The organism is Larkinella humicola, from assembly GCF_008727875.1.
Classification (GTDB): Bacteria; Bacteroidota; Bacteroidia; order Cytophagales; family Spirosomataceae; genus Larkinella; species Larkinella humicola.
The window spans coordinates 700,783-724,665 of the sequence record NZ_VTWS01000001.1 but is presented as its reverse complement, the minus strand read 5'-3'; the positions used below and the strand labels follow the sequence as shown (position 1 = coordinate 724,665).

Below are 23,883 nucleotides of genomic sequence, written 5' to 3'. Positions count from 1 at the left end.
ACTCTCTTGTCTTTTCTCTTTCCTCTAAAAACTCAATTCCCCACCATAAACACGGCATTGCCGAACAACAACTTCCCGTTGTACCAAAAACCGCGGAACAGCGGGTTGTCCATCATGTAGACGATGCTTCCTTTGCCGAGTTCCTGCACGCCATACAGCAAGGTATTGTTGAGCTTCGACCGGGCATTTTTTCCCACAAAACCGGCCACGTAATTGTCTTTCTTCAAATAGCCGACATTCCAGCCATCTTTCAGGAAATCATAGTCGTAGACGTTCTGAACCAGCGCGTGATAGCCGTTGGGATAGCCAAAGGCCAGCGGATGCGTCCGGTCCAGATCGACGCGGTAGACACTGCCCGGCGTTTCTTCCGAAATCGCTTCGCGTTCGCGTTCGCCGTATTCCCGCAGCGACTCGTCGGTATCAGTACCCGGCTTTTTATCAGTTTTCTCTTTTTTGGCGTCCGGTTTATCCACCTTTTTCTTGAGACCAAAGTCCGGTTTTTCGGCAAAAAATGAGGTGACGCGTTCCATCACAATGAGTTTGCCGCCCGCCTGAACCCATTCTTTCAACTTGGTCAACGTCCGGTCGTTCAGAATTTTTCCGTAGCCGTATCCCTGCGGCATAATCAGCACATCGATCTCGGCGAGTGAAGCATTCGGGAAGGAATTGGCTTCGATCAACGTCAGTGGATAATCGAGGTCCTGATCAAAATAATGCCAGACTTCGCCCATGGACGTCGGGGAGGTGACGTCGCCGGAAATAACGGCAACCCGGGGGGTTCTGAGGGAGAAAACACTACCCGAACCAAAGTCGGCTCCTTCAGCCACAAAACCGGTCGATGCGGGGATGAGCGGGATGTTCCGTTTGCTGGCTTCCTGCTGGATGATCTGGTAAAAACGGTCACCCAGGCGTTCGTTTCCGGCGCGGGTGATGATGAGTGTACCCGCTTCAAACCGTTGTTCGCCCTGCTTGAACGTCCGTTCCGCCACCCGAACCCGCACTTTGTTTTTCAGCAAACCAGCCAGGAACTGCACCTCCTGCGCCGATTGCCAGCGCACCAGGTAGGCATACGGTTTTGGCCCGGAACCGGTGGCTCCCGGTACCGTCGCAGTCGCCGGACTGATATACGCCACCGGCGTCAGTTTTTCCTTCAAACCGTAGGCTTTCAAACCGTAGGCGTAGGGAATACACCAGGAGGTGATGTCGTAGGTCACCGAATCTTCCAGCGTCGATTTGGGTTCGAAGAGAATTTTCAGGAGCGTTGATTTGGGTTGGTAGGCGCTGATCACCAGGTCATTACTTTCCGTCGTGACTGCTTCGTTTTTCTGGTTTTGGTAATTGAAACCCGTCAGTTTCTGGGATTTCCCGGCCAGCCCATAGCAGATCTGGTTGTTGTCGAGCAGTTTCCGGAGTGCCGTTATCCGGCCTTCATCGTTGGCGGTTTTGATGACGTAACTTTTGAATTCACCCACTGGATTGGTCAGCGATTTTTCGAAAAAGCGGTTGAAGTTTTTAACGACATCATCCGGGCGGTCGGCCACGGATTCGAGGGTAGCGAAACTGGCAGTGTAGTGGTGGTCGATGCGTTCGCGCAGGGTGAGCGTGTCGCCGTCATTTTTGCGATAGGCCAGTCCGGCCCGGCCACCACCGCCCTGCTCAAAGGTCATGCCGATGGCGCCGTTGTAGGTTGGCCAGGTATCGCCGTAGCTCGGATAGAACAAGTCGAAATTCTCCCGCGTGTAATACAACCACCCGTTTTTATCAAAATACCGGGTGTTGTACTGTCCGATAATCTGCTGGAATTCCCGCTGCCAGGGCGTAATGTCTTCGTGGTAAGGCTTGGCCGAAGGGGCAAAATAATACGGACTTTCCGGTCCCATTTCGTGAAAGTCACCGTGCAGGTGAGGCATCCATTGTTGGTATAGTGCCATTCGTTGCTGCGTGATTTCCTGGGTTTGCCAGGCCCAATCGCGGTTCGGATCGAACAGGTAGTGGGTGTAGCGGCCACCGGGCCAGGGCTCGCTGTGTTCGCGCGCCAGGGGCGTTGGGTCGGGGTTGGCTCCACTCATCTGGTTATACCAGTTGACATACCGGTCGTGGCCGTCGGGGTTCAGGCCGGGGTCCAGGATGACGACGGTATTGGACAGGATTTTCTGGGAAACCGAATTCGTGGGATTGAGCAAATCGTGGAGGACCAGCATGAAGGCTTCGGAGCTGATGGCTTCGTTGCCGTGGACGTTGTAACTCAGCCAGGCAATGGGCGGCTGCGTCGAATTAGCGGCCTGTGGCGTTGCAGCGGGGGTATTTCCCAGCCCGATCTGTTTGAGGTGCGTGGTACGGATTTCTTCCAGCCGCGCCATGTTTTTTTCGGAGGCCACCACCACCGCCAGCAGTTGGCGACCTTCAAAAGTGGTTCCGTACGGAATTATTTTTACCCGCGAAGGAGCTTGCCGGGCAACCTGTTCGGCGTAGGCCAGCACCCGGTGGTGGGGCGAAAACCGCTTGCCGATGGTGTATCCTAAAAACTGATCGGGATGTTGTAACGTGTTCTGAGCGAGCGTAGTCAAAGCCATTAACAGGCATAGACCAAATAAGGAGAGTCTTTTCATGAAGTGCAAATAATGAATTTATCGGGCAATCCCCAAAAATAAGTCGAAACCACAAAACCCCGTCAAATCGCAGAAAAATCATTTTTTTTTAGTTGGAGATTTGCAGCTATCAATTTTAGCCGTATCTTTGCACCACAATTTCAGAATCAGGGTTGGCAAATGAGTCGCCGACCAACTGAAAACTGGATATGGCCGATTCGTCTAGCGGTTAGGACGCGGCCCTTTCACGGCTGAAACACGGGTTCGATTCCCGTATTGGTCACTCCGATAACCCCGACAAACTTTGTCGGGGTTATTTTTTTGTGGAAAATTGACTCCGCCCGCTTCGTCAAAACTACTCAATTTCGGATGCTGCATTCCTTCAATTGCACCAGTTGAAAAAAAAACGTGCCCGACGATAAAATTCGTGCAATGAGGCTCAGAGCCAGTCCCGGTTTTATTGTGCATAAAAGTGTTGAATAATCGTAGAATCGTACCATATTTTGACGGTTATCAGCCCTAATTTTGCAAGGAAGGCTCATAATCTTCCGTTAATAGAGATTGGTAAGCAAACAGACCCGGAATCATTTCACGGGTCTTGTTTTTAAGACGAATGCCGAAACGCGCTTTCGGCTTCTTCTGGTCGTTTTTTTTCCTGTAGATTGGTATTTAGACACGTATTTATGGCTCGCCCTGCAAAGAGGTCGGGCTATTTTTTTGCGTTTTCTACCCGTTTTGGACCGTATTATCAATATTCAGAATTCAAGATTAAACCGGCATCTGATTTGATTGTCATAGTATTCAATTAATCATTTGAATAATTGAGTATGTTAGCGGATCGATCAGTGCTTGTGTGGCAAAATTCACTGCACCAGGCATTTGCTCATCCCATCGAACACTAGACCGGAAAAAAACGAAGCGTGAAAACCTACAAAGTAACTTTTTTAAAAGGGGATGAGTCCTGGACCACCTATGTTGAAGCGAGCAACCGGCTAGATGCCAAACGAAGATTTCTCGCCCAAAACGCGGGAACACTGGTTAGGGTTAACAAAGCCATTACCAAATACGATGGTAGTTCGACTGCCAATGTGGAAGAAAAGCTTCTATAAATTCACCAAAATGATTGGTTCCGGTGGCTGATTGCAACCGGCATCAGGTAGGTAGTCATAACGGCTGGTCTGGGAGTCTTTCCGGCACCAAGCCAGTGTTGTCGGATTGGGGCTGATTGCACCCTGTTTTTGCAACAATCCTGCGGGAATGCGGGTTAATGCAGTCAAACCCTAATATCCATGAAAAAGCTGCTGACACTCTTTCTGACGGCTTCTGTTTCTTTCACCCTCCTGAGTTGCGATCCTCTGGATAAAAAATACGATCCGGAAAAGTATTCGAAAGTAATGGAAGCTCATGCCGATTCTGTGAGTCGGTCGGCATTCAACCGGGCTACGGTTGAAAATGAAATCAATGACGTCCGCAACGAAGATTTTACCTACCAGGAATTAATTGAACAGGGCAAGGTCTTACAGAAAAAAGAACAGATTAATAAAAATGTGGCACGCTGAATGTGCACCTTTTTTTTAAGATGAATACGTGCAACCTAACCCGGCAAAGTATATTGCTTGTGCAATAAATTATTTACAGCTTGTAAAACAAAAATGTCCGAATGCAAAGCTTCCGGACATTCGTTTCACCATCGTAAAGTAAATCTGATCTTTATATCCGAAACAGGGAGAGGTTTTCCGAGATAAATGGGGTCATTCTGACGGTATAGACCCGAATAGAGGAGCAATGGTTGCACAGAAGCAGCCAAAAAGAAATCTGTTCGTCTTTTTAAAATAATTATAAATTAAGAAAATATGTAATTATACATAGTGCTCTTGGTTTGATTTTTGCTCGATTTAAAAGGAGTTGATAACTCATTAGACCGGTAATCAAAATTCGTTTTTCCATTCTTTTTATTCGTAACCTCCGCCCTTTAATTCGAGTAAATTGCGAAAAGACTTCAATGAGTTGAATTGATTTTGATTGCCTGTCTGTACGGTTTTAATGCACCCCCTCTCTGTATGCTGAACTTTAATGATCATGAACATGGAAATGAAAACTCTGCGAGGAACCTTGAACAAAAAGAAGTTCAAATGCACGGTATATGCCAAAGATGGCACGTATTTGGCAAGCCGCATTTACAATTCATACACGGAAGAAGGGGCACTCATGCAGCTTGAAGAGTGGCTGGAGGTGCATATTCCAACCACTTATGATCCGGGTACCATAAAAGTTGAAACCCTGTAGAACACCACGAAAATTGACTGCAAAAGAAACCCCGGCACCTGTGCCGGGGTTATTTTTTATGTAGGACAGAGAAAAGCGGGAATGCAGATTGGAACGCGTGCCGGGTTGAAAACCCGATTCAGAATCCATTACGTCCGGAGTTGATTGAGTTCCAGATCGATCTGGTCTTTGAGTTGAATCAAAATCTGGCTGTGAGCGTGTTTTTTTTGCAGTCGCTCCACCTGAGTTGAAACAACGGATTCAATCTCGGTCAACGATTCGGCCAAAAGGTGGGTCAGTGTATCCAGCACATGCTGCTGCAGGGTTGTCAACCGAAAAACGGTTTTCTGATTGTTTACCGGATTTTGTTCTAGTTGTTCGATCAGGTCAATCAATACATTGTGTTGCTGCTGGATTTCATTTACCATAGTCAACCATCGGGTTTCAATCACCGAATGACTGGGTAAATTAGTTTCCTTTTTGTTTGACATTTGAGCAACCACGCGAATGGCGATCTACCGTAAATGACTAAATCGTTGCGTAAAAATACATAAGTAATTATACATAAAAAACACATGTAAGTTTATTTTTTTTACTTGGCATTAAGTATTTGTCGATCAGTAAGTTATGACCAGTTATGTATAAATCATTTTTCGCGAAATTCCGCCGTCTACAGTGAAATTTTGTCCGGTAATAAACGAGTTGGAATCGTTGATCAGAAAAAGGATCATCCGGGCGATGTCGTCGGCCTGTCCAACCCGGCCGGCGGGATGCTGCGCGTGGTCCTCGGGTCGGAGCTGTTCGTTCCGGGCTTTGCCTTTTTTCTTCAGTGCCGCCACATCGATCCAGCCCGGACTGATGCAGTTGACCCGGACGTCCGGCCCCAGACTAACCGCCAGCGAGTGGGTCAGGGCAAAAATACCGCCCTTCGACGCCGAATAGGCAAAGGTTTCCGGTTCCGACTGAAAGGCACGGGTAGAGCAGAGGTTGACAATGCTGCCCTGTTGTTCGGCGAGGTGTGGGGCGGTATATTTGGAGCAGAGAAAGGTGCCAGTCAGGTTGGTGCCAATGACTTTATTCCAGTCTTCGAGCGTAAACCGTTCGAGCGGTTTTTCAATCTGGATGGCGGCATTGTTGATCAGGTGATTGATTTGTCCGAATCGCTCGATGGTGGATTTGACCGCGTTTTTTACGGCGGTTTCGGAGGTGATGTCACAATTGAGCACGAGCGCCTTGGAGTTCGACGATTTCATGGTTTCGCTGAACTCTTCGAGCGCTTCGGCGTCGCTTTCCCAAATGGCAACCCGGTAGCCGTGGGTCAATAAATACTGAGTCGTTACGCGCCCGATACCCTGGGCTCCTCCGGTCACAATGACAGTTTGCATAAGTGGATACATAGCTGGTTACTGTCCGCTAACTTACCGATGGATGTTGAAAATTGCTTATAATCCTATTTACCGACACCCGCTACCCGAAGGCCACCGCTTTCCGATGTCGAAATATGAATTGATTTATGATCAGTTGTTGTATGAGGGCACGTGTCGGCCTGGTAACTTTTTTTCCCCCGGTCTGGTCGATGATCGCTGGGTACTGGCGGTTCATACTTCCGACTATGTCCGGCAGTTAAAAACGCTGAGTGTTCCGCCGGTTATGGTGCGCCGGATCGGTTTTCCGCTGTCAGAGGGCTTAATTCAGCGGGAGTGGATGATTACGCAGGGAACCATCGATTGTTGCCTGATTGCCTTAAAATCCGGTATCTCCCTCAACATTGCGGGCGGCACCCACCACGCCTTCCCGGATCGGGGCGAAGGGTTTTGCCTCCTGAACGACGTGGCCGTGGCGGCCCGGTATATACTCGATCAGCAACTCGCGCAGAAAGTATTGATTATCGATCTGGATGTTCACCAGGGAAACGGGACGGCAGTTATTTTTCGGCAGGAGCCGAGAGTTTTTACCTTCAGTATGCACGGCAAAGACAATTACCCGTTGCACAAGGAACAGTCGGATCTGGACGTGGAATTGCCGACCGGAATGTCCGACAAAGCCTACCTTCAACAGTTGGCCGATACCTTGCCCCGTCTGGTAAAAGAACAAAAGCCCGATTTTCTGTTTTATATTTCCGGTGTCGATGTGTTAAAGTCCGACCGGCTTGGGAAGCTGAGCCTGACCCGTGAGGGCTGCAAACAGCGCGACGAGTTTGTCTTTGAGCAGGCCCGCAAAGCTGGCTTGCCGATCGTGGTTTCGATGGGGGGCGGTTATTCGCCCCGAATGGCCGACATTGTGGAAGCGCATTGCAATACGTTTCGATTGGCAGAAAAACTTTACTTTTGAGCGACGAAAACGAAAACAAATGAAACTACAACTGTTGATACTCGTGTTGGGAATGGGATTTTCGGCATCTGCCGTAGCCCAGCAAACGACGCCAAACCAGGCAAAAGAAGACACGCAACGGCGTTTGCGCCGTACGGAAACCCGCACCACGACCACGAAACTGTATCCGGAGCGGGATTCAATTCTGGTACTGCTCAAAAGCCGCATGGCCGTTCTGAATCCTGGTTCGGGCACCCCAAGCAGTGTAGCGACCTGGTTTTCGGAAGAGGCAAAGATCACCGATTCGGACGGTAGCCGGAAATCCCCGGCGGAATACCAGGCGTCGGGTGGAAAAATAAAGTACCAGAATTATCGCGTCCGGAAGCTGGAAATCAACGAAAACACGGCCCAATCCGTTGAAGTATACTCGTATGTTCCGGCCGAAACGACCGGTTCGGCGTCCCGTTCTGCAACGGTAACCAGCCAATTACGGAAAGACCCGGACGGCCGGTGGCGGATTACGGACATGCGCATTACGTCAAAGTAGAATCGTTTCTCACAGCCAAAAAGACTACCATGAGTCGTTACCGTTTTAGCATTGATTTGGGAGAAACGTTTACGGATTTTGTGTTGATGGACGACGCTGGCCGTCTATCCATCAAGAAAATTCCCACCACCATTCATGATTCAACTGAGCGATTGGTTGAGGAAATCGGGTATTTCATGGCAGAAAAAAATGTGGATCCGGCGGTGGTGGAAGCCCTGGTGGTGGGAATGAGCGTACAAATTCCGCCGTCCATGGCCATCACCTGCGCCCGGGATCTGGAAGAGAAACTGTTGGCGGCCGGTTGGGCAACACCGATTCGGCTGGTAACCGGCCACGGACGTCTACTTCTCCTCGATGAAGCGGTTGAACATCCCGAATCCATTATGTCGCCCCGGATTGGCGGGCTCATGACCGGGCGGTATTTTGGGGACCAGATCGGGCAGAAAAACCTCGTGGTACTGCGAATTGGCGGATCGTCGGCGTTTGTCTCCCTGCAGAACGAACTGTCGGCCACTTCGATGGATTCACTGGATCAATCGCTGGAAAGTCAGGTACGCAGTTTCGATATGGGAGGCAATAGTTACATCGGGCTGAATGAAAATAAAGAACCCGTTCTGCTTGCCGAGCATGCCACTCCCGGACCTGGCCCGGCTTGCTTCGATCGGGGGGGGACCGTGCCGACGTTGACGGATGTGGATTTGGTGTTGGGGTATCTGAATAAAGATTATTTTCTATATGGGGCCATTCCCCTCAAGGTGGATTTGGCCAAAAAGGCCATTCGGGAACACCTCGCAACGCCCCTCAACATTTCGGTGGAAGAAGCCGCCATGCGGGTCTCCAACGGCGTTGAAGCGAATCTGACGGCACAAATCCGAGAATTAACCGGGGCGCATACCGCTGAACTGGAGACGTATAGCCTGTTGGCGTTTGGGGGTGCCGGACCGGTTCATGCCTGTGAAATTGCCCGGCAGTTGGGCATTAAACAGGTGGTGGTGCCGGTAGGAGCCGGGGTGTCGTCGGCCTTGGGGTATCTGCTCGTGTTGGCCGAAAATGACCCGGAATGGCAAATACCGGCGGCTATGCAGCGCGCTGGCTACTACAACCCAACCCATCGGACGGGTGATTTTCACGCCCTGAAAGGCTATCGCTCGGTGTATTACGAGAAGGATTTGACTCCCTGCGGTTGCCCGATCTACGACCGCGCCGGTATTCGCTCCGAAGACACTTTGTCGGGACCGGCGATCATTGAAGGCCCGGAATCCACGGTGGTGATGCACGAAAAAAGCTACGCCCGCATGGACGCCTTCCGGAATCTGCGGATTTTTTTGCGGTAGGTTAGAATAGATAAGAGAGGATAGACAAGAGAATAGAGAATGGGAAACCTTCCTGTTTTGGTCTCTACTCTCTTGTCTATCCTCTCATGTCTATTCACGAATTATAGATCGAGAACGACGCGATGCAGTCGTATTTCTTCACGCGGGCGTTCCCACGGGATCGGGCAAAAATATGGAGCGTCGACCAGCCCCGGATCGGGACGTTGAACTGCAACTGGTGCTGATTGCCGGAACGGGCCACTCTCACCGGAACTTCTGACCCCTTCGATTGTCCGAAGCGACTGACCGTGCAGAGGTATTCCAGCGCCTGTTCGTTTTGTAGGGTCAGTTCGGCTTTTCCCTGAGCCCGAATCTGGCCGTCGCGCGGGAAGTCCGGCCCAAATCCCATCTGGAAATACGGATCATAGAGTTTGGGAAACCGGTCGAATTCACTTTTGCTGAGCGGCTGATCCAGAAACTGCCAGCGGGAGTCTGTAGGAAAGTGTTGGGAAACGAATACTTCAGGTGGCGTCAGGAAATAGAAATCATTGCTGCCAGCCCCTTCCGAAGCGGTGGTAACGGCCCAGGCCAGATCCAGCAAAAACCATTCATCCTCAATGTTAACGGCGTTCCATTCGTGGTCGACCACCGCAACGGGGCGTCCCGCTTCCTTATCCTCCGTGCGCGCATACCCCCGGATGTTGACGGCCTGAACACCCGCCCGTTTCAGGAGGTATTTGAACAACAGCGCATACCCGGTGCAGAGCCCTTTTCGCTGGCGCAGAACGCGGTTGGCGTATTCAAATTCAGAATAATACTTTTGCGAACTCCGGTTGTGAACGGCCTCCTGATCGTAGCGGATGTGGGAAACCATCCAGGCGTAAATCACCCGAACTTTGTCCATATCCGTGCGGGCAGGAGCCGTCAGGTAGTCCGATAAACTGGTAATGCTGCGGGCGTACGAGTCCGGAGCATGACGCGCGTAGTAATCGATCTGGCCGTAGTGATCGCTGGGCGACACCACCGACGCAGGCTTCAATCCGACGCAAAAAACCAATACAAGTACGATGGGCAGGAATCGGCGACACATATTCGTTCTACACTTGTCGATAAAACTGAAAACCGCCCCCGTTTATTGTTTTCCGCCGGTGAATTCCTCCTCTGGTGCCATCTAGAGCAGAATATTATCAACGGCCTGCATGCGCTCCGGCAGTTTGGTTTCGCCCAGCATTTCACGCAAATCAATCTCCACATTGCGGCAGATGGCCGTCATCGGCACGTCGTTGATGCTGTTTTCGAACGGATTTTCGCTCGTATCGCCAATGATCTCCATCGTATTGAATACCCAGGAGATGAGGGTATAAAACGGAATGGTGAGCCAGACGTACCAGTCGCCCAGTTTAGCCATTTCGCCGAGCAAACCGTAGGGCAGAATCAGGACGAAAAGCCAGATGAAGATGTAGCTGAAAAAGGCGTACTGGCGGGGAAACGGAAACGTCTTGATCCGTTCGCAGGCGCCCTGCTGGCTGTAACATTCGACCAGCAGGCGTTCCATTTCAGCGTGATAATACTCCGAAATCAGCCCTTTGGCCCGCAGTTCTTTGAGCTGGGCGGATTGGTTCCGGATCAGGTGCGTGGCGGCATTCTGTCGCTTGATGATCAATTCCATTTCTTCGGGGGCTAAAAACGGCGCCAGGTCTTCATCCAGTTGGTGTAGCCGAAAGGCTTCGATGCGTTCGATCAGGGTATGTTCGGCCCCCACACAGGCTTCCCAAACCGTGCGACGGCGGAGCTGGAGCCGCAAGGCATTCAGAAAGGCCAGTTGGCGGTAGATCAAACTTTGGTGGGCCGCCTTTACTTCCTGCTCCGAAACCGGCCCGGTGGCGTTCAGGGGGGTGACATAGTCTAGCACCATGATGGCCCACGACCGGCTGACGTTGACGAGACTGCCCCAGATCCGTCGCCCTTCCCACAGCCGTTCATAAGAGGAATTGTTTTTGAAACCGACGTAGAACGCAACGGCGGTTCCGATCAGGCCGATGGGCAGAAATGGGATGGCCAGACACTGCCAGCCCGCCATGACATACAACAGACAAATGAGGGTGGAATAGCCCAGAAAGAATAAAACCGAGCGCCAGGCGAACGGAATAATAAGGTGAAGAGGAACCCGTTTGGAGGTATACATGATGGATAGGAAGTTGGTTGAGTCGGTGGAAGATCACTAAAAAAAGACCTGCAAGGTTTGAAAGCTTACAGGTCTTTAGGGTATCGATAAGATGACTGAATTTATCGGGCGAGCCTGAAAACCGGAAACTGTCGTTGTAAAAGGTAATAACTGCCGAATAAAACCGTGCTGAAAGTCAGATCGCCCAGCACGGCATTCAGAAAAAACGATTGGCCGTTGTAGAACGCCAGACCGGCTGCATAGCTGGCCAGGAGGCCCTGGGGTGTTTGCGGGTAAAATGAGCTGCCGTACCAAACCGCGAAATTAGTGATCAAAAAAAACAGGGCGGAAGACAGGAGCGAAGCGGTTAAGACCCGGCCAAAGGTGACTTTGCGTAACAGAACAACGCCCAGCAACCAGATTACGGTGAAAGCACTGTAGACGCTCATCATCCCGCTGTGAAAACCAAGAAAGAGGTCACTGAGCAACATGGCGGCCAGCGGAATGGCCAGCCCGAGCCATTTGCGCTCAAAGGTGGCCGCGCCAAAAAGAGCCAGGGCAGCAATGGGTGTAAAATTATACGGGTGAGGTAACAAGCGACTCAGAGCCGTTACTACGATGATGGCTGCTAACGATGCCGTACGAATGTGAATAAGCTTCATGGCGTGAAGTTACACCGAAAATTAAAAACTGTCAAAACCTCAATCGAATTGGGAGGCCAAACGCTCAATTTGCTGCTATCTTTCCGCTGCTTTCTGGAGCGAATCCGTTTCAGATGTCTACTCTACTACAGACATGATGGAAAAACTAATTGGCGTCGACTGGCAATCCGTGTTCATACCCACAACGTCCATTCTGGAGATGGTGATCCGCGGGACATTGACCTACTGGTTTATTTTTGTGTACCTGCGGTTTTTCAGGCGCGGCACCGGGCAACTGAATCTCAGCGACTTGCTGCTCATCACGATGATTTCGGATGCCGCTCAAAATGCAATGGCCGGGCCGTACGAATCCGTGACGGAAGGTTTCGTTCTGGTCGGAACACTGGTTTTCTGGGACTATTCGATCGACTGGTTGGGGTATCAATCCGTTCTTCTGAAAAGAATCGTGGAGCCCGATCCCATTTTACTGGTGAAAGACGGTCAGTTGATGCGCCAGAATATGAAGCGGGAAATGATCACGGAAGAAGAATTGGTCAGCATCCTCCGGGAAAAGGGCGTTGACGATTATCAGAAAGTAAAAAAATGCTACCTCGAAGGCAGCGGAAACATCAGCGTAGTCGAAAAAAAATAACCGGGTAAAATGGCCTGAAATCCAGACGGCTTTAGGCCATTTTACCCGGTCTATTCGGAATCAATTCAATTGATAAAAAATGAGTATATCTTTTACTTTATCCCGAACGCGTTTCAGTCGCATCTTGACGGCACTGTCTTTAACCTGTAGTAGTATTGCCATTTCCCGGATGTTCATGTTATCTTCATACTTCATTCGCAAATACATCGACTCGCTGGGGGCGATTTTTTCCAGAATCAGATCCACGAGCTGGTAGCGTTCTTCCATCCCGGCGTAATCGTTGGTTTCGGCCAGCGTCTTGACGATCTCGTGATCCAGTTCGACCCAGTCACTTCGCCGGCGGCCCATTTTCATGCGATCCATGCAATAGTTGGTCGAAACCGTGTAGAGCCAGGTCGAGAAGGTGGACTTTTCCTTGAAATTGTGTAGCCCGGACAAAACCCGCATAAAAATGTCCTGCGTGAAATCTTCCGCATCGACGGGGTCTTTGGTAATGGTCAAACACCGGCGGTATACCTTGTTTGAATAACGCTTGTAGAGTTGACCAAAATAGTCGCTTTGTTGGGTAGCAAGGTAATACCGTACCAGCTCCTCGTCGGTGTGACGATTGGTGTTCATAAGTTGATAGCACAGAAATCGTGAACTATGTATTGAACACAAAGAGGAGGCTGACCCTTTGAGTAATAATAACTGAGCAATCGCTCAATGATCCAAAACTATTGATTGTCCATACAAATGTCAAGGGGTAACTTTACTTTTATTTGATTTTCACCATTAGTTTATAAACAGTCCATCCTGAAAAAATATTGGATTGATTATAGGAGATGAACCGGATTCAGAAGACGGACTTGTATTATTGTCAGGAGTGGGAAAAAGTGCCTTTTTAGTCATATTCTTCAATAAGTTATATCTTTTTTTTGGGATAGAATCGGGAAGTAACACAATGAAAAAATAACAAACCCTTTTACCTTTGCCGAAAGAACCGAAAGAGGCCTCACGCCCTCCGATCATTTTTCAACACGATTCCAATGGTACAGAACGACGAATTGATACGAATCATTGACCTGCTCAATACCACCTACGAAGGGGAGGAAGCCTGGCACGGGCCTTCACTGGTAGAAGTGCTGAGTGGCGTTTCTCCCGAAATGGCGGGTCACCGGTTGACGCCTAACACGCATTCCATCGCCGAACTGGTTTTCCACATGACGAGCTGGCGGATTTTTTGCGTTAAAAAAATGCAGGGAGATAAGGATTTCGACATCAAGACGCCGGAGAAAAATTTCGGGTCGTTTCAGGTTATCGACGATTTTGAATGGGAAGCCCTGCAAATGGAACTGAGCCTGAGTCAGGAAGAATTGATCAACGAACTCGACAAACGCGACGATGATGAATTTCTGGAAGATATCGTTCCCGGTAGGGACTATACGTACTACGATATGTTACACGGGATTATCAACCACGATACCTACCACTCCGGGCAGATTTCTATCATTAAGAAAGGACTGAAATTCAAAGGGCTGGACGAAGACCATTCGCACGACGAGTTCGGGTCCAAATACGGCGACGAATTCGACGACTATTAAACCGTCGGCGACCCGTTCCAGCCTTTTTAACCATCAAACCAAAACCATTTAATACACCAACGCTTTGAACTACTGGCTCGTTAAGTCCGAACCGGACGCGTATTCGTGGGACGATTTCGTCAGGCAGGGAAAGGCCGTGTGGGATGGCGTGCGCAACTACCAGGCCCGGAACAACCTTGCTTCGATGCGCCTGGGCGATCCGGTCCTGTTTTACCACAGTGTGGAGGGCAAAGAAGTGGTCGGATTGGCCAAAGTGAGCCACGAAGCCTATCCTGATCCGACCATTCCGGAAGATCCACGGTGGGTGGTGGTGGAACTTGAGCCCGTCACCCGGCTTTCGAGACCGGTTTCACTACAGCAGATCAAAGCGGAACCGCTGTTGCAGAATCTGTTGCTGGTCCGGCAGTCCCGGCTGTCCGTCGTTCCCGTGAGCGTCAACGAATTTGAGTGTATTTTAGCCCTGGGCTCATGAGTAACAACCATTTGACGCTGCTGACCCCCGAAAGCTGGTCTTCCTATGAATTAATCGACACGGGCGGTTTTGAAAAACTCGAACGCTTTGGCTCCGTTGTCCTCAGTCGCCCGGAACCGCAGGCCATCTGGCCCAAGTCATTGACGGATGCTGAATGGCAAAACCGGGCTCATGCAGTTTTCAAAAAAGACAAGGGATCGCAGGAAAAAGGGGAGTGGGTGCTAAACGCCAAAATGGACGAGAAATGGTTCATTCCGTATCAGCAACAAGGTCTGGATCTGACGTTCAAACTCTCGCTTTCGTCCTTCAAACACGTCGGAATTTTCCCGGAGCAGGCCGTCAACTGGCCATTTATTCACCGGAACGTATCGGCACTACCCGTCGAAAAACCGCGTATTTTGAACCTGTTTGCTTATACCGGTGCGGCATCGCTGTCGGCCCGGCAGGCTGGTGCGGAGGTGACCCACGTCGATGCCGTTCGGCAGGTCATTACCTGGTCGCGGGAAAACATGGAAGCCAGCGGGCTCGACAACATCCGCTGGGTGGTGGAAGATGCGCTGAAGTTTGTGAAACGGGAAGTTCGTCGGGGCAACACCTACCACGGCTTGATTCTGGACCCTCCGGCCTACGGTCGCGGACCGGAAGGGGAGAAGTGGCTGCTGGAAGAACACCTCAATGAGTTGTTGCAGGTTTGCGCCGAATTACTGGACAAGGAGCAGTATTTTTTGATCATCAACCTCTACTCCCTCGGTTTTTCCGCGCTGATTCTGGAAAACCTCATGAAAGCCCATTTTGGCGAGCGTGCCAACTCCGAATTTGGCGAATTATATCTCCGCGATGGTTTTTCCAAACGCCTTCCCCTGGGCGTATTTTATCGGTTTTCTTCCATCGAATGACCTATATTTGCAGTTGGAAACGAACTGGGCTGTCTGGCCATCCGGTATTTCGGAAGCGGCAGTCCGCCTTGATTTCCGGGAATTAGAATGGGCAAATTTTGTAGCCTCTGGTGTCTGATTACTGTTTGTTTTCTGATGGCCTGTTCCGACGATGACCGCCGGCAGACCCGGATTCCGGCTGTGCCGGAAAATTCGGCTGACATCCGGAATCAGGCCGCTCTGGAAGCCCTGACGCGGGCGATCAACCAAAGCGGCCCGGCGTCGGCCTACGCCAAACGGGCGGCTCTGTACATGGATCTCGGAAAAACCGATGAAGCCCTGGCCGACATCAACGAAGCCCTCGAACGGGAAAACAACGAAGGGCGGTATCACTTTGTGAAGGCGCAGGTATTGCGGAAAAAGCAGTTGTATGACGATGGGCTGGAAAGTGCCTTACGGGCCGAAGGGCTGGGCGTCAACACCCCGGAATTATACATTGCCATCGGGGATTTGCTCCAGCACGAAAAACAGTTGGACCGCGCCCGGTTTTACCTCGTGAAAGCCCTGCAAATGGCGCCCTACGAAGGCGAAGCGTTTTACCTGAACGGTCTGGTAGCGGCCAAATCGGGAGACACCACCCGGGCGGTTACGTTTTATAAACGGGCCCTGACGCTGAAACCCCGGTTTCTGGAACCGTATGTGCAGTTGTCGATCATCCATTCTGTTCGGGGTGATTATGCGTCGGCCATTGCTTACAACAAACGGGGTGCCAGTTACTTCCCGAACGACCCCGGTTTGCTGTATGCCCTCGGCCACATTTACCAGCAAACGGCTGCGTCCGACAGTGCCTACTTTTTTTACCAGAAAGCCTTGCGACTCGACCCCACCATGGTGCAGGCGCATTTTCAGTCGGGTCTGGTAATGATGAAGCTGCGGAACATGGCGCAGGCCCTGCAGCATTTCGATCAGGTGGTGAAACAGGCCCCGCAATTTCCCCGCATCCATTATTACATCGCCATGTGCTACGAACAATTCCGGGAGTGGGAACAAGCCGGTAAACAATATGCGTTAGCGATGCAGGAGAATGCCGCCGATCAGCAGGCCTATTATGGCTACTGGCGGGTGCAGAAGAAAAAAATGTATGGCGATGCCACCGATCTTCCGTACGAAGAACGCCCCGCTCCGCTAACCCGTCCCGGTCAGGTGCTCGACACCACGCGCGTTCGCGTCATGATGATTCAGCCCCGATCCCGATTTAGCCGCGATTCAACCAGAAATTGAGATGAAGAAAAATGCTAAATGTAAAATGAGAAATGGTGAATGTAAAAGTAGTTAGAGTGTATTCAATTTTACATTCACCATTTCTCATTTTACATTTAGCATTCAAAAGAATTGCCGATTGAGTACCACTGATAAACTTTATAAAAATGAGTGACCAAATTCGCATTACACTGCCCGACGGCAGTGTCCGGGAGTATCCCAACGGAGTAACCAGTCTGGAAATTGCCCTGAGCATCAGCGAAGGGCTGGCGCGCAATGTGTTGGCTGCCAAAGTGAATGGCACCGTGCAGGATGCCACGCGCCCCATCACAACGGATGCAGCGGTTACCCTTTTGACGTGGAACGATACCGAAGGAAAAGCGACATTCTGGCATTCATCCGCCCACTTGCTGGCCGAAGCCCTGGAAGAACTGTATCCGGGCATTCAGTTCGGGATCGGACCGCCGATTGAGAAAGGCTTCTATTACGACGTCGATCTGAACGGGCAGCATTTCTCGCAGGAGGATTTTAAAAAGGTGGAAGACAAAATGCTCGAATTGGCGCGGCAGAAACAGGAATTTATCCGTCAGCCGATCAGCAAAGCCGAAGCCGTCGCCTATTTTGAAAAGAAAAGTGATCCCTACAAACTCGACCTGCTGGAACGGCTCGAAGACGGAACGATTTCGTTCTACACCCAGGGCAACTTCACCGACCTCTGTCGGGGACCGCACATTCCGCATACCGGTTTTATCAAAGCCGTGAAACTGATGAATGTGGCTGGGGCCTATTGGCGGGGCGACGAGAAGAACAAGATGCTGACCCGCGTCTATGCCGTCACGTTCCCGAAACAGAAAGAACTGGACGATTACCTGCACCTGCTGGAGGAAGCCAAAAAACGCGACCACCGGAAACTGGGCAAGGAACTGGAACTGTTTGCTTTTTCGGAAAAAGTCGGCGCCGGTTTGCCGCTGTGGTTGCCAAAAGGAACGATGCTGCGCGAACGGCTGGAGAATTTTCTGCGGAAAGCGCAGGTTCGGGCCGGTTATCAGCAGGTCGTTACGCCCCACATCGGTTCGAAGCAATTGTATGTGACCTCGGGCCACTGGGAGAAATACGGTGAAGACTCGTTCAAGCCCATTCTGACGCCGGAAGCGGGCGAGGAGTTTCTGCTGAAACCCATGAACTGCCCGCACCACTGCGAAATTTACAAAACCAAACCCCGTTCCTACCGGGATTTGCCCCTGCGGCTGGCGGAGTTTGGCACGGTTTATCGGTATGAACAAAGCGGTGAACTGCACGGCTTGACCCGGGTTCGCGGTTTTACGCAGGACGATGCACACATTTTCTGCCGCCCGGATCAGGTGAAAGAGGAGTTTATCAAAGTCATCGACCTGGTGCTGTATGTTTTCAAATCGCTGGGTTTCGACGATTACAGCGCCCAGATCTCATTGCGCGATCCCGAAAACAAGCAGAAATACATTGGTTCGGATGAGCTGTGGGAAAAAGCCGAAGCAGCCATCATCGAAGCGTCGGCCGAACGGGGCCTGAGAACCGTGACTGAACTGGGCGAAGCGGCTTTTTACGGCCCCAAGCTGGATTTCATGGTCCGGGATGCCCTGGGCCGCAAATGGCAATTGGGAACCATCCAGGTCGACTACAACCTGCCCGAACGGTTTGAACTGGAATACACCGGTTCCGACAACCAGAAATACCGGCCGGTGATGATTCACCGTGCGCCGTTTGGTTCGATGGAACGGTTTATTGCGATCCTGATCGAGAACTCGGGAGGCAACTTCCCGCTCTGGCTGTCGCCCGACCAAATTGCGGTTTTGCCGATTTCGGAGAAATATGAGGACTATTCCAACGAAGTTTTCCTAACTTTGCAGGAAAGCGACATTCGGGGGTACGTCGATCACCGCGATGAGAAGATCGGTCGCAAGATCCGGGATTCGGAATTGAACAAGGTGCCATTCATGCTGATTCTGGGCGAAAAGGAGCAGGCCGAAGGGCGTGTTTCCGTTCGCAAGAAAGGCGAAGGCGACATTGGATCGATGACCATTGATGAATTTGTGGCGTTTTTCCAGAATGAAATCAAGCCCGTAGCGAAGGCCGTTTGATGAAATATATGAACAAGGAACGGGGTTCATGAACAGACCGGGTGGTTTTCCACTATGCATTACGCCCGGTTAATTGTTCATTAACCTCATTTTCTTGCTCCGAATGCTCAAAATGCGTATTTTACGGGAAACTTTATAATACACATTACGTTATAGGCACGTAATCACCCGCAACAGCGGACCCATTTTCAACTCTAAATATTATCTATGGCATTACAGCGCAGACCCATGCGCCCACCGCGTGTGGTCGAAGAACCTTACCGGATCAACGGCCGTATTCTAGCCCGTTCGGTTCGGGTAGTTGGTGAAAACGTCGAACAGGGCGTTTACGATATTCAGCAGGCCCTTGACCTGGCCAAGTCGCAGGCCCTCGACCTGGTCGAAATTTCTCCCAACGCCGTGCCGCCCGTCTGCCGGATTGTCGACTACTCGAAGTTCAAATACGAACAGAAGAAGAAGCAAAAGGAAATCAAGGCGAAGGCTCAGAAAGTCGTTATCAAAGAAATCCGGTTCGGTCCGAATACCGACGACCACGATTTTGAATTTAAATTGAAACACGCCATTAACTTCCTGAAAGAAGGTTCGAAGGTGAAGGCATACGTCCAGTTTGTGGGGCGTTCCATCGTCTTCAAAGAACGCGGTGTTGAACTGCTCCAGCGGTTTGCCAAAGGATTGGAAGACATCGGCCGCGTTGAGGCTGAGCCCAAACTGGAAGGCAAGCGGATGAGTATGTTCCTGGCACCCAAAGTGGTTCAGGTGAAGAAATAAATCCGTTTAAGGTTTAGTACGATTTGAGGTTTAGCGTGTGAAGTTTAACGTTGCCACTATCCCGGTAACGTTAAACCTTATACTTTAAACCTCAAACGCTTACTAAACCTTACACTTTTTTTGCCTATCTTTGCGGCCTGTTTCACAATCAGCAACATTTCTGTTTAAAGCAATGCCAAAAGTAAAAACCAATTCGGGCGCCAAGAAGCGTTTCAAGCTGACTGGTACCGGCAAAATCAAACGGAAGCATGCCTTCCACAGCCATATCCTGACGAAAAAGTCGACCAAACGCAAGCGGAACCTGGTTCACGATGCGCTGGTTTTCAAAGGCGATGAGCGTCGGATCAAGGTTATGCTCAACCTGGCGTAAGCAACGCCCCCTTTCGCGGATTCTCCGCGCGGTTTCATGTTCAACCCGATCTCAGGCCTTTCAAGTGCAGTTAAAGGTTAAAAGTTAAAAATTAAAAGTGAAAACCGGTTTTCGAATACTGCGGTGTTCAGGCCTATTTTTAACTTTTCATTCTTAATTTTTAATTGATTTTTGTCGCCTGTTGTCAAAAACAAACAAAATCAAAAATGCCACGTTCAGTGAACCACGTAGCCTCCAGGGCGCGTCGCAAGAAAGTAATGAAATTGGCCAAAGGATACTTTGGTCGTCGTAAAAATGTTTGGACGGTAGCGAAAAACGCGGTTGAAAAAGGCCTCGTTTATGCATTTCGCGACCGTCGCCAGAAGAAACGCGATTTCCGCGCCCTCTGGATTCAGCGGATCAACGCCGGTGCGCGTCTGCACGGTGTTTCCTACTCGGCCCTGATGGGAAAAATTCACTCAGCCGGTATTGAATTAAACAGAAAGGTATTGGCTGATCTGGCCATGAACCACCCCGAGGCTTTCAAAGCCGTTGTTGAAACTGTGAAATAACTAGTCCGCAGGCAGCCCTCACCGGCTGCCTGCTTTTTTTTAGGTTTCTACGACCAGCGTTTTCAGTCCCACCCAGCAGCCGTCCGCTTTTCGGCCCAGCAAATACAACCCCACTTCCGTTTCACCAACCCGAAACACCTGACGATCGCTCAAGGTAGCCTGAACGGTTTTTTGCAGTTCGATAAACCGGGCCGTTCGCTTTTTTTCATCCTCATCATACCAATCCTGATCGGTGACAACCGGTTTCCAAAAACCGTCTTCCGGGATTTCTTCAACGTAAATTTCTGGCGTTATCAGTAACAAATCCTTCACCTGGCTAACGGTCAACGGCGGCTCGAAATCAATCGTATAGTCCACGTATTCAACGGGTTCGTCCGACTCGCTGGGATAAAACAGGTCGGTCAGGAAATCAGGCAGGGAAAATTCGGGGGTAGATTCTTGGGGCGGCATTGTTACAATCCATAATTAATTGCGTCTCAATTAAACTGATTCCGTACCGGGAAGTTATTACAAAGAAACAGTATAACTCGGTCAGTCCGGAACTTCATAGTATTTTTTAACCACTCAAAACACGTACGATCATGATGGAAACCCTTATGAACTTGATTCGCCAGCAGTCGGGCGATGCAGTCATTAACAACCCTGCCATACCGAACCACCAGAATGAAGACGCTATGCAGGCTATCTCGAGCGGGATTCTCGGGGGGTTGCAACAACAGGCCCAGGGTGGTAATCTGGGCGACTTATTGAGCATGGTGACCGGCCAGGGCAATGGAGCCAATGTGCAGGAAAGCCCGGTGACTCAGGGTGTGCAGCAGAATGTGCAACAAAACCTGATGCAAAAACTGGGAATTTCGCCCCAGATGGCCATGTCAATTGCAACGGTGGTAGTGCCGATGGTGTTGAGCAAGCTAATGAACAAATCCAGGGATCCGAACGATTCAAGTGTCGACGGTAATCAGATTCTGGGAGCGGCAACTGGTAATCAGGGCGTCGACTGGATGGGAGCGGCCAGCTCGGCTATGGCCGATGGCAAACTGGACATGAACGATTTGATGCGCGTTGCGGGCGGTTTTATGGGTGGCGGAAACAACGCCCAGCAAAATCAGTCGAACAGTGGCGGACTGGGCGGTTTGCTCGGTGGGTTGTTCGGGAAATAACGGAAATGCCTCCAACCCCTGAAAGCACTAAAATCCGGGTGTCGAAAAGCCGTTTTCTGCGGGTTGGGGTGCGTCTCCGGATGGTCATGCCAGGAAAGATGCCGACGGACTCAGCAGTTTACAATCTTGTCAGAAAACGCCGAAAAAATTTTAACCAGTAAAGCCATTCAGTCAGCTTTAGCTGTCAATCTGTCACGTTTTGGGGCAATTGCGTGGGCTGGCATAGGTCTTGTTCATTAGGCAATTGTAGTTTGTCAAACGACTAAAAGCAAGACATTCGTAAAAGTATCATGGGAAAGATTATAGGAATTGACTTAGGAACAACCAACTCGTGCGTGTCTGTCATGGAAGGCAACGAGCCGGTGGTCATTGCCAACAGCGAAGGCCGTCGGACCACTCCATCGGTGGTGGCCTTTATGGACAATGGCAACGGCGAACGCAAGGTCGGTGATCCGGCCAAACGCCAGGCCATCACAAACCCCAAGAACACGATTTCATCGATCAAACGGTTCATGGGGAAACGTTTCAATGAAGTTCAGAACGAAATTAAAACCATCGCTTACACGGTCGAACGGGGGCCTAACGACACACCCCGCGTCCGGATTGGCGATCGTCAATATACGCCACAGGAAATTTCGGCCCTGATTCTGCAAAAAATGAAGCAGACCGCCGAAGATTATCTGGGTCAAACCGTTACGGAAGCCGTTATTACCGTACCGGCCTACTTCAACGATGCCGAACGTCAGGCGACCAAAGAGGCTGGTCAAATTGCCGGTCTGGATGTCAAGCGGATCATTAACGAACCGACAGCGGCTGCCCTGGCTTATGGCCTCGACAAGAAGCATCACGACATGAAAATTGCCGTGTTTGACCTCGGTGGTGGAACGTTCGATATTTCCATCCTGGAACTGGGCGATGGCGTGTTCGAAGTAAAATCGACCGACGGTGATACACACCTGGGTGGTGATGACTTTGATCAGGTGATTATCGACTGGTTGGCGCAGGAATTCAAAAACGACGAAAACATCGACCTGCGGCAAGATCCAATGGCGTTGCAACGGCTGAAAGAAGCGGCTGAAAAAGCGAAGGTGGAACTGTCCAGCTCCAGCTCGACGGAAATCAACCTGCCGTACATTATGCCGGTAAATGGTATTCCGAAACACCTGGTGCGGACTTTGAGCCGTGCGAAATTCGAGCAACTGGCCGATTCGCTGATTCAGCGGAGTCTGGAACCCTGCCGCCGGGCGTTGAAAAACTCCGGGTATGCGGCCAGCCAGATCGACGAGGTCATCCTGGTCGGTGGTTCAACCCGGATTCCGAAAGTGCAGGACGAAGTAGAAAAACTGTTTGGACGGAAACCGTCGAAGAGCGTTAACCCCGATGAAGCTGTGGCCGTTGGTGCCGCCATTCAGGGTGGTGTTCTGACCGGTGAAGTGAAAGATGTCCTTCTGTTGGACGTGATTCCGCTGTCGCTGGGGATTGAAACGATGGGTGGTGTTTTGACCCGCCTGATCGACGCCAATACAACCATTCCGACCAAAAAATCAGAAACATTCTCGACGGCTTCCGACAATCAGCCGAGCGTTGAAATCCACATTTTGCAGGGAGAACGTCCCCTGGCGAGCCAGAACCGCTCACTCGGACGATTCCACCTCGACGGTATTCCACCGGCCCCGCGTGGGATTCCGCAGATTGAAGTGACGTTCGACATCGACGCCAATGGGATTCTGCACGTGACCGCCCGCGACAAAGGAACCGGCAAAGAGCAGAAAATCCGGATTGAAGCCTCGAGCGGTTTGAGCGATGAAGAAATCAACCGGATGCGCGAAGAAGCGAAGGCCAACGAGGCTTCCGATAAAGCAGAACGGGAGACGATTGAGAAAATCAACCAGGCCGATTCACTGATTTTCCAAACCGAGAAGCAGTTGAAAGAGTATGGCGATAAATTGTCGGAAGGTAACAAAACCGCCATCGAAGGTGCCTTGAGCGAATTGCGTTCGGCCCACAGCAGCCGCGACGCAGCTGCGATCGAAAGCGGTGTGGAAAAACTGAATGCTGCCTGGGCAGCCGCTTCGCAGGAACTGTACAACGCCACGGGCGGTGCGCAAGGCCCCAACCCGGCCGACGGTTTCGCGGGTGACGGCGGTCAACCCAACGGGCAGACTGGTCAGCCAACCGGCCAGGATAACGTTTCGGATGTGCCCTTTGAAGAAGTAAAATAATACGTGCCGATAGAATTGGGAAGCC

Annotated in this window: 24 protein-coding genes and 1 tRNA gene; 17 read left to right on the top strand and 8 right to left on the bottom strand. The window is 50.8% G+C overall.

Annotation, left to right across the window (positions count from 1 at the left end; all coding sequences use genetic code 11):
* Window positions 1-32 precede the first annotated feature (32 nt).
* On the bottom strand, window positions 33-2,609 hold the full coding sequence (locus F0P93_RS03110) for a M14 family metallopeptidase (protein ID WP_150874889.1): 2,577 nt from the start codon (window positions 2,607-2,609) through the stop codon (window positions 33-35).
* 190 nt (window positions 2,610-2,799) lie between these two features.
* Between F0P93_RS03110 and F0P93_RS03105 the strand changes: the two genes are divergently transcribed.
* The 3 genes from F0P93_RS03105 to F0P93_RS03095 all read left to right on the top strand — a co-directional run bounded on the left by F0P93_RS03105 (window position 2,800) and on the right by F0P93_RS03095 (window position 4,874).
* Window positions 2,800-2,871: transfer RNA gene (locus tag F0P93_RS03105), tRNA-Glu, on the top strand.
* A gap of 1,006 nt (window positions 2,872-3,877) precedes the next feature.
* Window positions 3,878-4,147: a hypothetical protein gene (locus F0P93_RS03100; RefSeq protein WP_150874888.1), complete on the top strand. Its 270-nt coding sequence runs from the start codon at window positions 3,878-3,880 to the stop codon at window positions 4,145-4,147.
* 532 nt (window positions 4,148-4,679) lie between these two features.
* A complete protein-coding gene (locus F0P93_RS03095; protein ID WP_150874887.1) occupies window positions 4,680-4,874 on the top strand; it encodes a hypothetical protein in 195 nt (64 codons plus the stop codon).
* A 128-nt stretch (window positions 4,875-5,002) separates the two neighbouring features.
* Here F0P93_RS03095 and F0P93_RS03090 read toward each other — a convergent pair whose 3' ends face one another.
* Together F0P93_RS03090 and F0P93_RS03085 are read right to left on the bottom strand one after the other, a co-directional pair.
* A complete protein-coding gene (locus F0P93_RS03090) occupies window positions 5,003-5,281 on the bottom strand; it encodes a hypothetical protein (protein ID WP_150874886.1) in 279 nt (92 codons plus the stop codon).
* A 207-nt stretch (window positions 5,282-5,488) separates the two neighbouring features.
* The gene (locus F0P93_RS03085; RefSeq protein ID WP_150874885.1) at window positions 5,489-6,238 is read right to left on the bottom strand and encodes an SDR family NAD(P)-dependent oxidoreductase; all 750 of its coding nucleotides are present in this window, start codon (window positions 6,236-6,238) and stop codon (window positions 5,489-5,491) included.
* 43 nt (window positions 6,239-6,281) lie between these two features.
* Here F0P93_RS03085 and F0P93_RS03080 point away from each other — a divergent pair, with 43 nt between their 5' ends.
* The 3 genes from F0P93_RS03080 to F0P93_RS03070 are packed head-to-tail and all read left to right on the top strand — an operon-like array spanning window position 6,282 to window position 9,044.
* Window positions 6,282-7,184, top strand: a complete 903-nt coding sequence (locus F0P93_RS03080; RefSeq protein WP_150874884.1) for a histone deacetylase family protein — start codon at window positions 6,282-6,284, stop codon at window positions 7,182-7,184.
* A gap of 19 nt (window positions 7,185-7,203) precedes the next feature.
* A complete protein-coding gene (locus F0P93_RS03075; RefSeq protein ID WP_150874883.1) occupies window positions 7,204-7,710 on the top strand; it encodes an immunoglobulin domain-containing protein in 507 nt (168 codons plus the stop codon).
* 29 nt (window positions 7,711-7,739) lie between these two features.
* The gene (locus tag F0P93_RS03070) at window positions 7,740-9,044 is read left to right on the top strand and encodes a hydantoinase/oxoprolinase family protein (protein ID WP_150874882.1); all 1,305 of its coding nucleotides are present in this window, start codon (window positions 7,740-7,742) and stop codon (window positions 9,042-9,044) included.
* A gap of 94 nt (window positions 9,045-9,138) precedes the next feature.
* Here F0P93_RS03070 and F0P93_RS03065 read toward each other — a convergent pair whose 3' ends face one another.
* From F0P93_RS03065 to F0P93_RS03055, 3 genes are all read right to left on the bottom strand, one after another.
* Window positions 9,139-10,113, bottom strand: coding sequence for a transglutaminase domain-containing protein (locus F0P93_RS03065; protein ID WP_150874881.1), 975 nt, complete (start codon window positions 10,111-10,113; stop codon window positions 9,139-9,141).
* Window positions 10,114-10,194: 81 nt separating this feature from the next.
* Window positions 10,195-11,208 carry a bestrophin family protein gene (locus F0P93_RS03060; protein ID WP_150874880.1) on the bottom strand — a complete coding sequence of 338 codons (1,014 nt, stop codon included), beginning with the start codon at window positions 11,206-11,208 and terminating at the stop codon, window positions 10,195-10,197.
* Between the two features lie 101 nt (window positions 11,209-11,309).
* Entirely contained in the window at window positions 11,310-11,849 is a 540-nt protein-coding gene (locus F0P93_RS03055) for a DUF6580 family putative transport protein (protein ID WP_150874879.1), read from the bottom strand.
* 136 nt (window positions 11,850-11,985) lie between these two features.
* On the opposite strand from F0P93_RS03055, the gene F0P93_RS03050 reads away from it, so the two are divergent.
* On the top strand, window positions 11,986-12,480 hold the full coding sequence (locus F0P93_RS03050) for a DUF421 domain-containing protein (protein WP_150875838.1): 495 nt from the start codon (window positions 11,986-11,988) through the stop codon (window positions 12,478-12,480).
* Window positions 12,481-12,540: 60 nt separating this feature from the next.
* Here the strand turns inward: F0P93_RS03050 and F0P93_RS03045 are convergent, their stop codons facing one another.
* Window positions 12,541-13,098, bottom strand: coding sequence for an RNA polymerase sigma factor (locus tag F0P93_RS03045; RefSeq protein WP_150874878.1), 558 nt, complete (start codon window positions 13,096-13,098; stop codon window positions 12,541-12,543).
* A 410-nt stretch (window positions 13,099-13,508) separates the two neighbouring features.
* On the opposite strand from F0P93_RS03045, the gene F0P93_RS03040 reads away from it, so the two are divergent.
* The 8 genes from F0P93_RS03040 (at window position 13,509) to rplT (ending at window position 20,476) form a co-directional block, all read left to right on the top strand.
* A complete protein-coding gene (locus F0P93_RS03040) occupies window positions 13,509-14,063 on the top strand; it encodes a DinB family protein (protein ID WP_114409361.1) in 555 nt (184 codons plus the stop codon).
* Window positions 14,064-14,127: 64 nt separating this feature from the next.
* The gene (locus tag F0P93_RS03035; RefSeq protein ID WP_150874877.1) at window positions 14,128-14,535 is read left to right on the top strand and encodes an EVE domain-containing protein; all 408 of its coding nucleotides are present in this window, start codon (window positions 14,128-14,130) and stop codon (window positions 14,533-14,535) included.
* A complete protein-coding gene (locus F0P93_RS03030) occupies window positions 14,532-15,431 on the top strand; it encodes a class I SAM-dependent methyltransferase (protein ID WP_191908714.1) in 900 nt (299 codons plus the stop codon). The genes F0P93_RS03035 and F0P93_RS03030 overlap by 4 nt, the downstream gene beginning before the upstream one ends.
* 135 nt (window positions 15,432-15,566) lie before the next feature.
* A complete protein-coding gene (locus F0P93_RS03025) occupies window positions 15,567-16,691 on the top strand; it encodes a tetratricopeptide repeat protein (RefSeq protein ID WP_191908713.1) in 1,125 nt (374 codons plus the stop codon).
* A gap of 146 nt (window positions 16,692-16,837) precedes the next feature.
* The gene (gene thrS / locus F0P93_RS03020; protein ID WP_150874875.1) at window positions 16,838-18,787 is read left to right on the top strand and encodes a threonine--tRNA ligase; all 1,950 of its coding nucleotides are present in this window, start codon (window positions 16,838-16,840) and stop codon (window positions 18,785-18,787) included.
* A gap of 207 nt (window positions 18,788-18,994) precedes the next feature.
* A complete protein-coding gene (gene infC, locus F0P93_RS03015) occupies window positions 18,995-19,555 on the top strand; it encodes a translation initiation factor IF-3 (protein ID WP_114409339.1) in 561 nt (186 codons plus the stop codon).
* A gap of 172 nt (window positions 19,556-19,727) precedes the next feature.
* Window positions 19,728-19,925 carry a 50S ribosomal protein L35 gene (gene rpmI / locus F0P93_RS03010; RefSeq protein WP_114409338.1) on the top strand — a complete coding sequence of 66 codons (198 nt, stop codon included), beginning with the start codon at window positions 19,728-19,730 and terminating at the stop codon, window positions 19,923-19,925.
* A 206-nt stretch (window positions 19,926-20,131) separates the two neighbouring features.
* The gene (rplT, locus tag F0P93_RS03005; protein ID WP_114409337.1) at window positions 20,132-20,476 is read left to right on the top strand and encodes a 50S ribosomal protein L20; all 345 of its coding nucleotides are present in this window, start codon (window positions 20,132-20,134) and stop codon (window positions 20,474-20,476) included.
* A 39-nt stretch (window positions 20,477-20,515) separates the two neighbouring features.
* Here the strand turns inward: rplT and F0P93_RS03000 are convergent, their stop codons facing one another.
* On the bottom strand, window positions 20,516-20,926 hold the full coding sequence (locus F0P93_RS03000) for a nuclease A inhibitor family protein (protein WP_150874874.1): 411 nt from the start codon (window positions 20,924-20,926) through the stop codon (window positions 20,516-20,518).
* Window positions 20,927-21,057: 131 nt separating this feature from the next.
* On the opposite strand from F0P93_RS03000, the gene F0P93_RS02995 reads away from it, so the two are divergent.
* Together F0P93_RS02995 and dnaK are read left to right on the top strand one after the other, a co-directional pair.
* The gene (locus F0P93_RS02995) at window positions 21,058-21,636 is read left to right on the top strand and encodes a hypothetical protein (protein ID WP_150874873.1); all 579 of its coding nucleotides are present in this window, start codon (window positions 21,058-21,060) and stop codon (window positions 21,634-21,636) included.
* 290 nt (window positions 21,637-21,926) lie between these two features.
* Window positions 21,927-23,858, top strand: a complete 1,932-nt coding sequence (gene dnaK / locus F0P93_RS02990) for a molecular chaperone DnaK (protein WP_150874872.1) — start codon at window positions 21,927-21,929, stop codon at window positions 23,856-23,858.
* The last annotated feature ends 25 nt before the right edge of the window (window positions 23,859-23,883 follow it).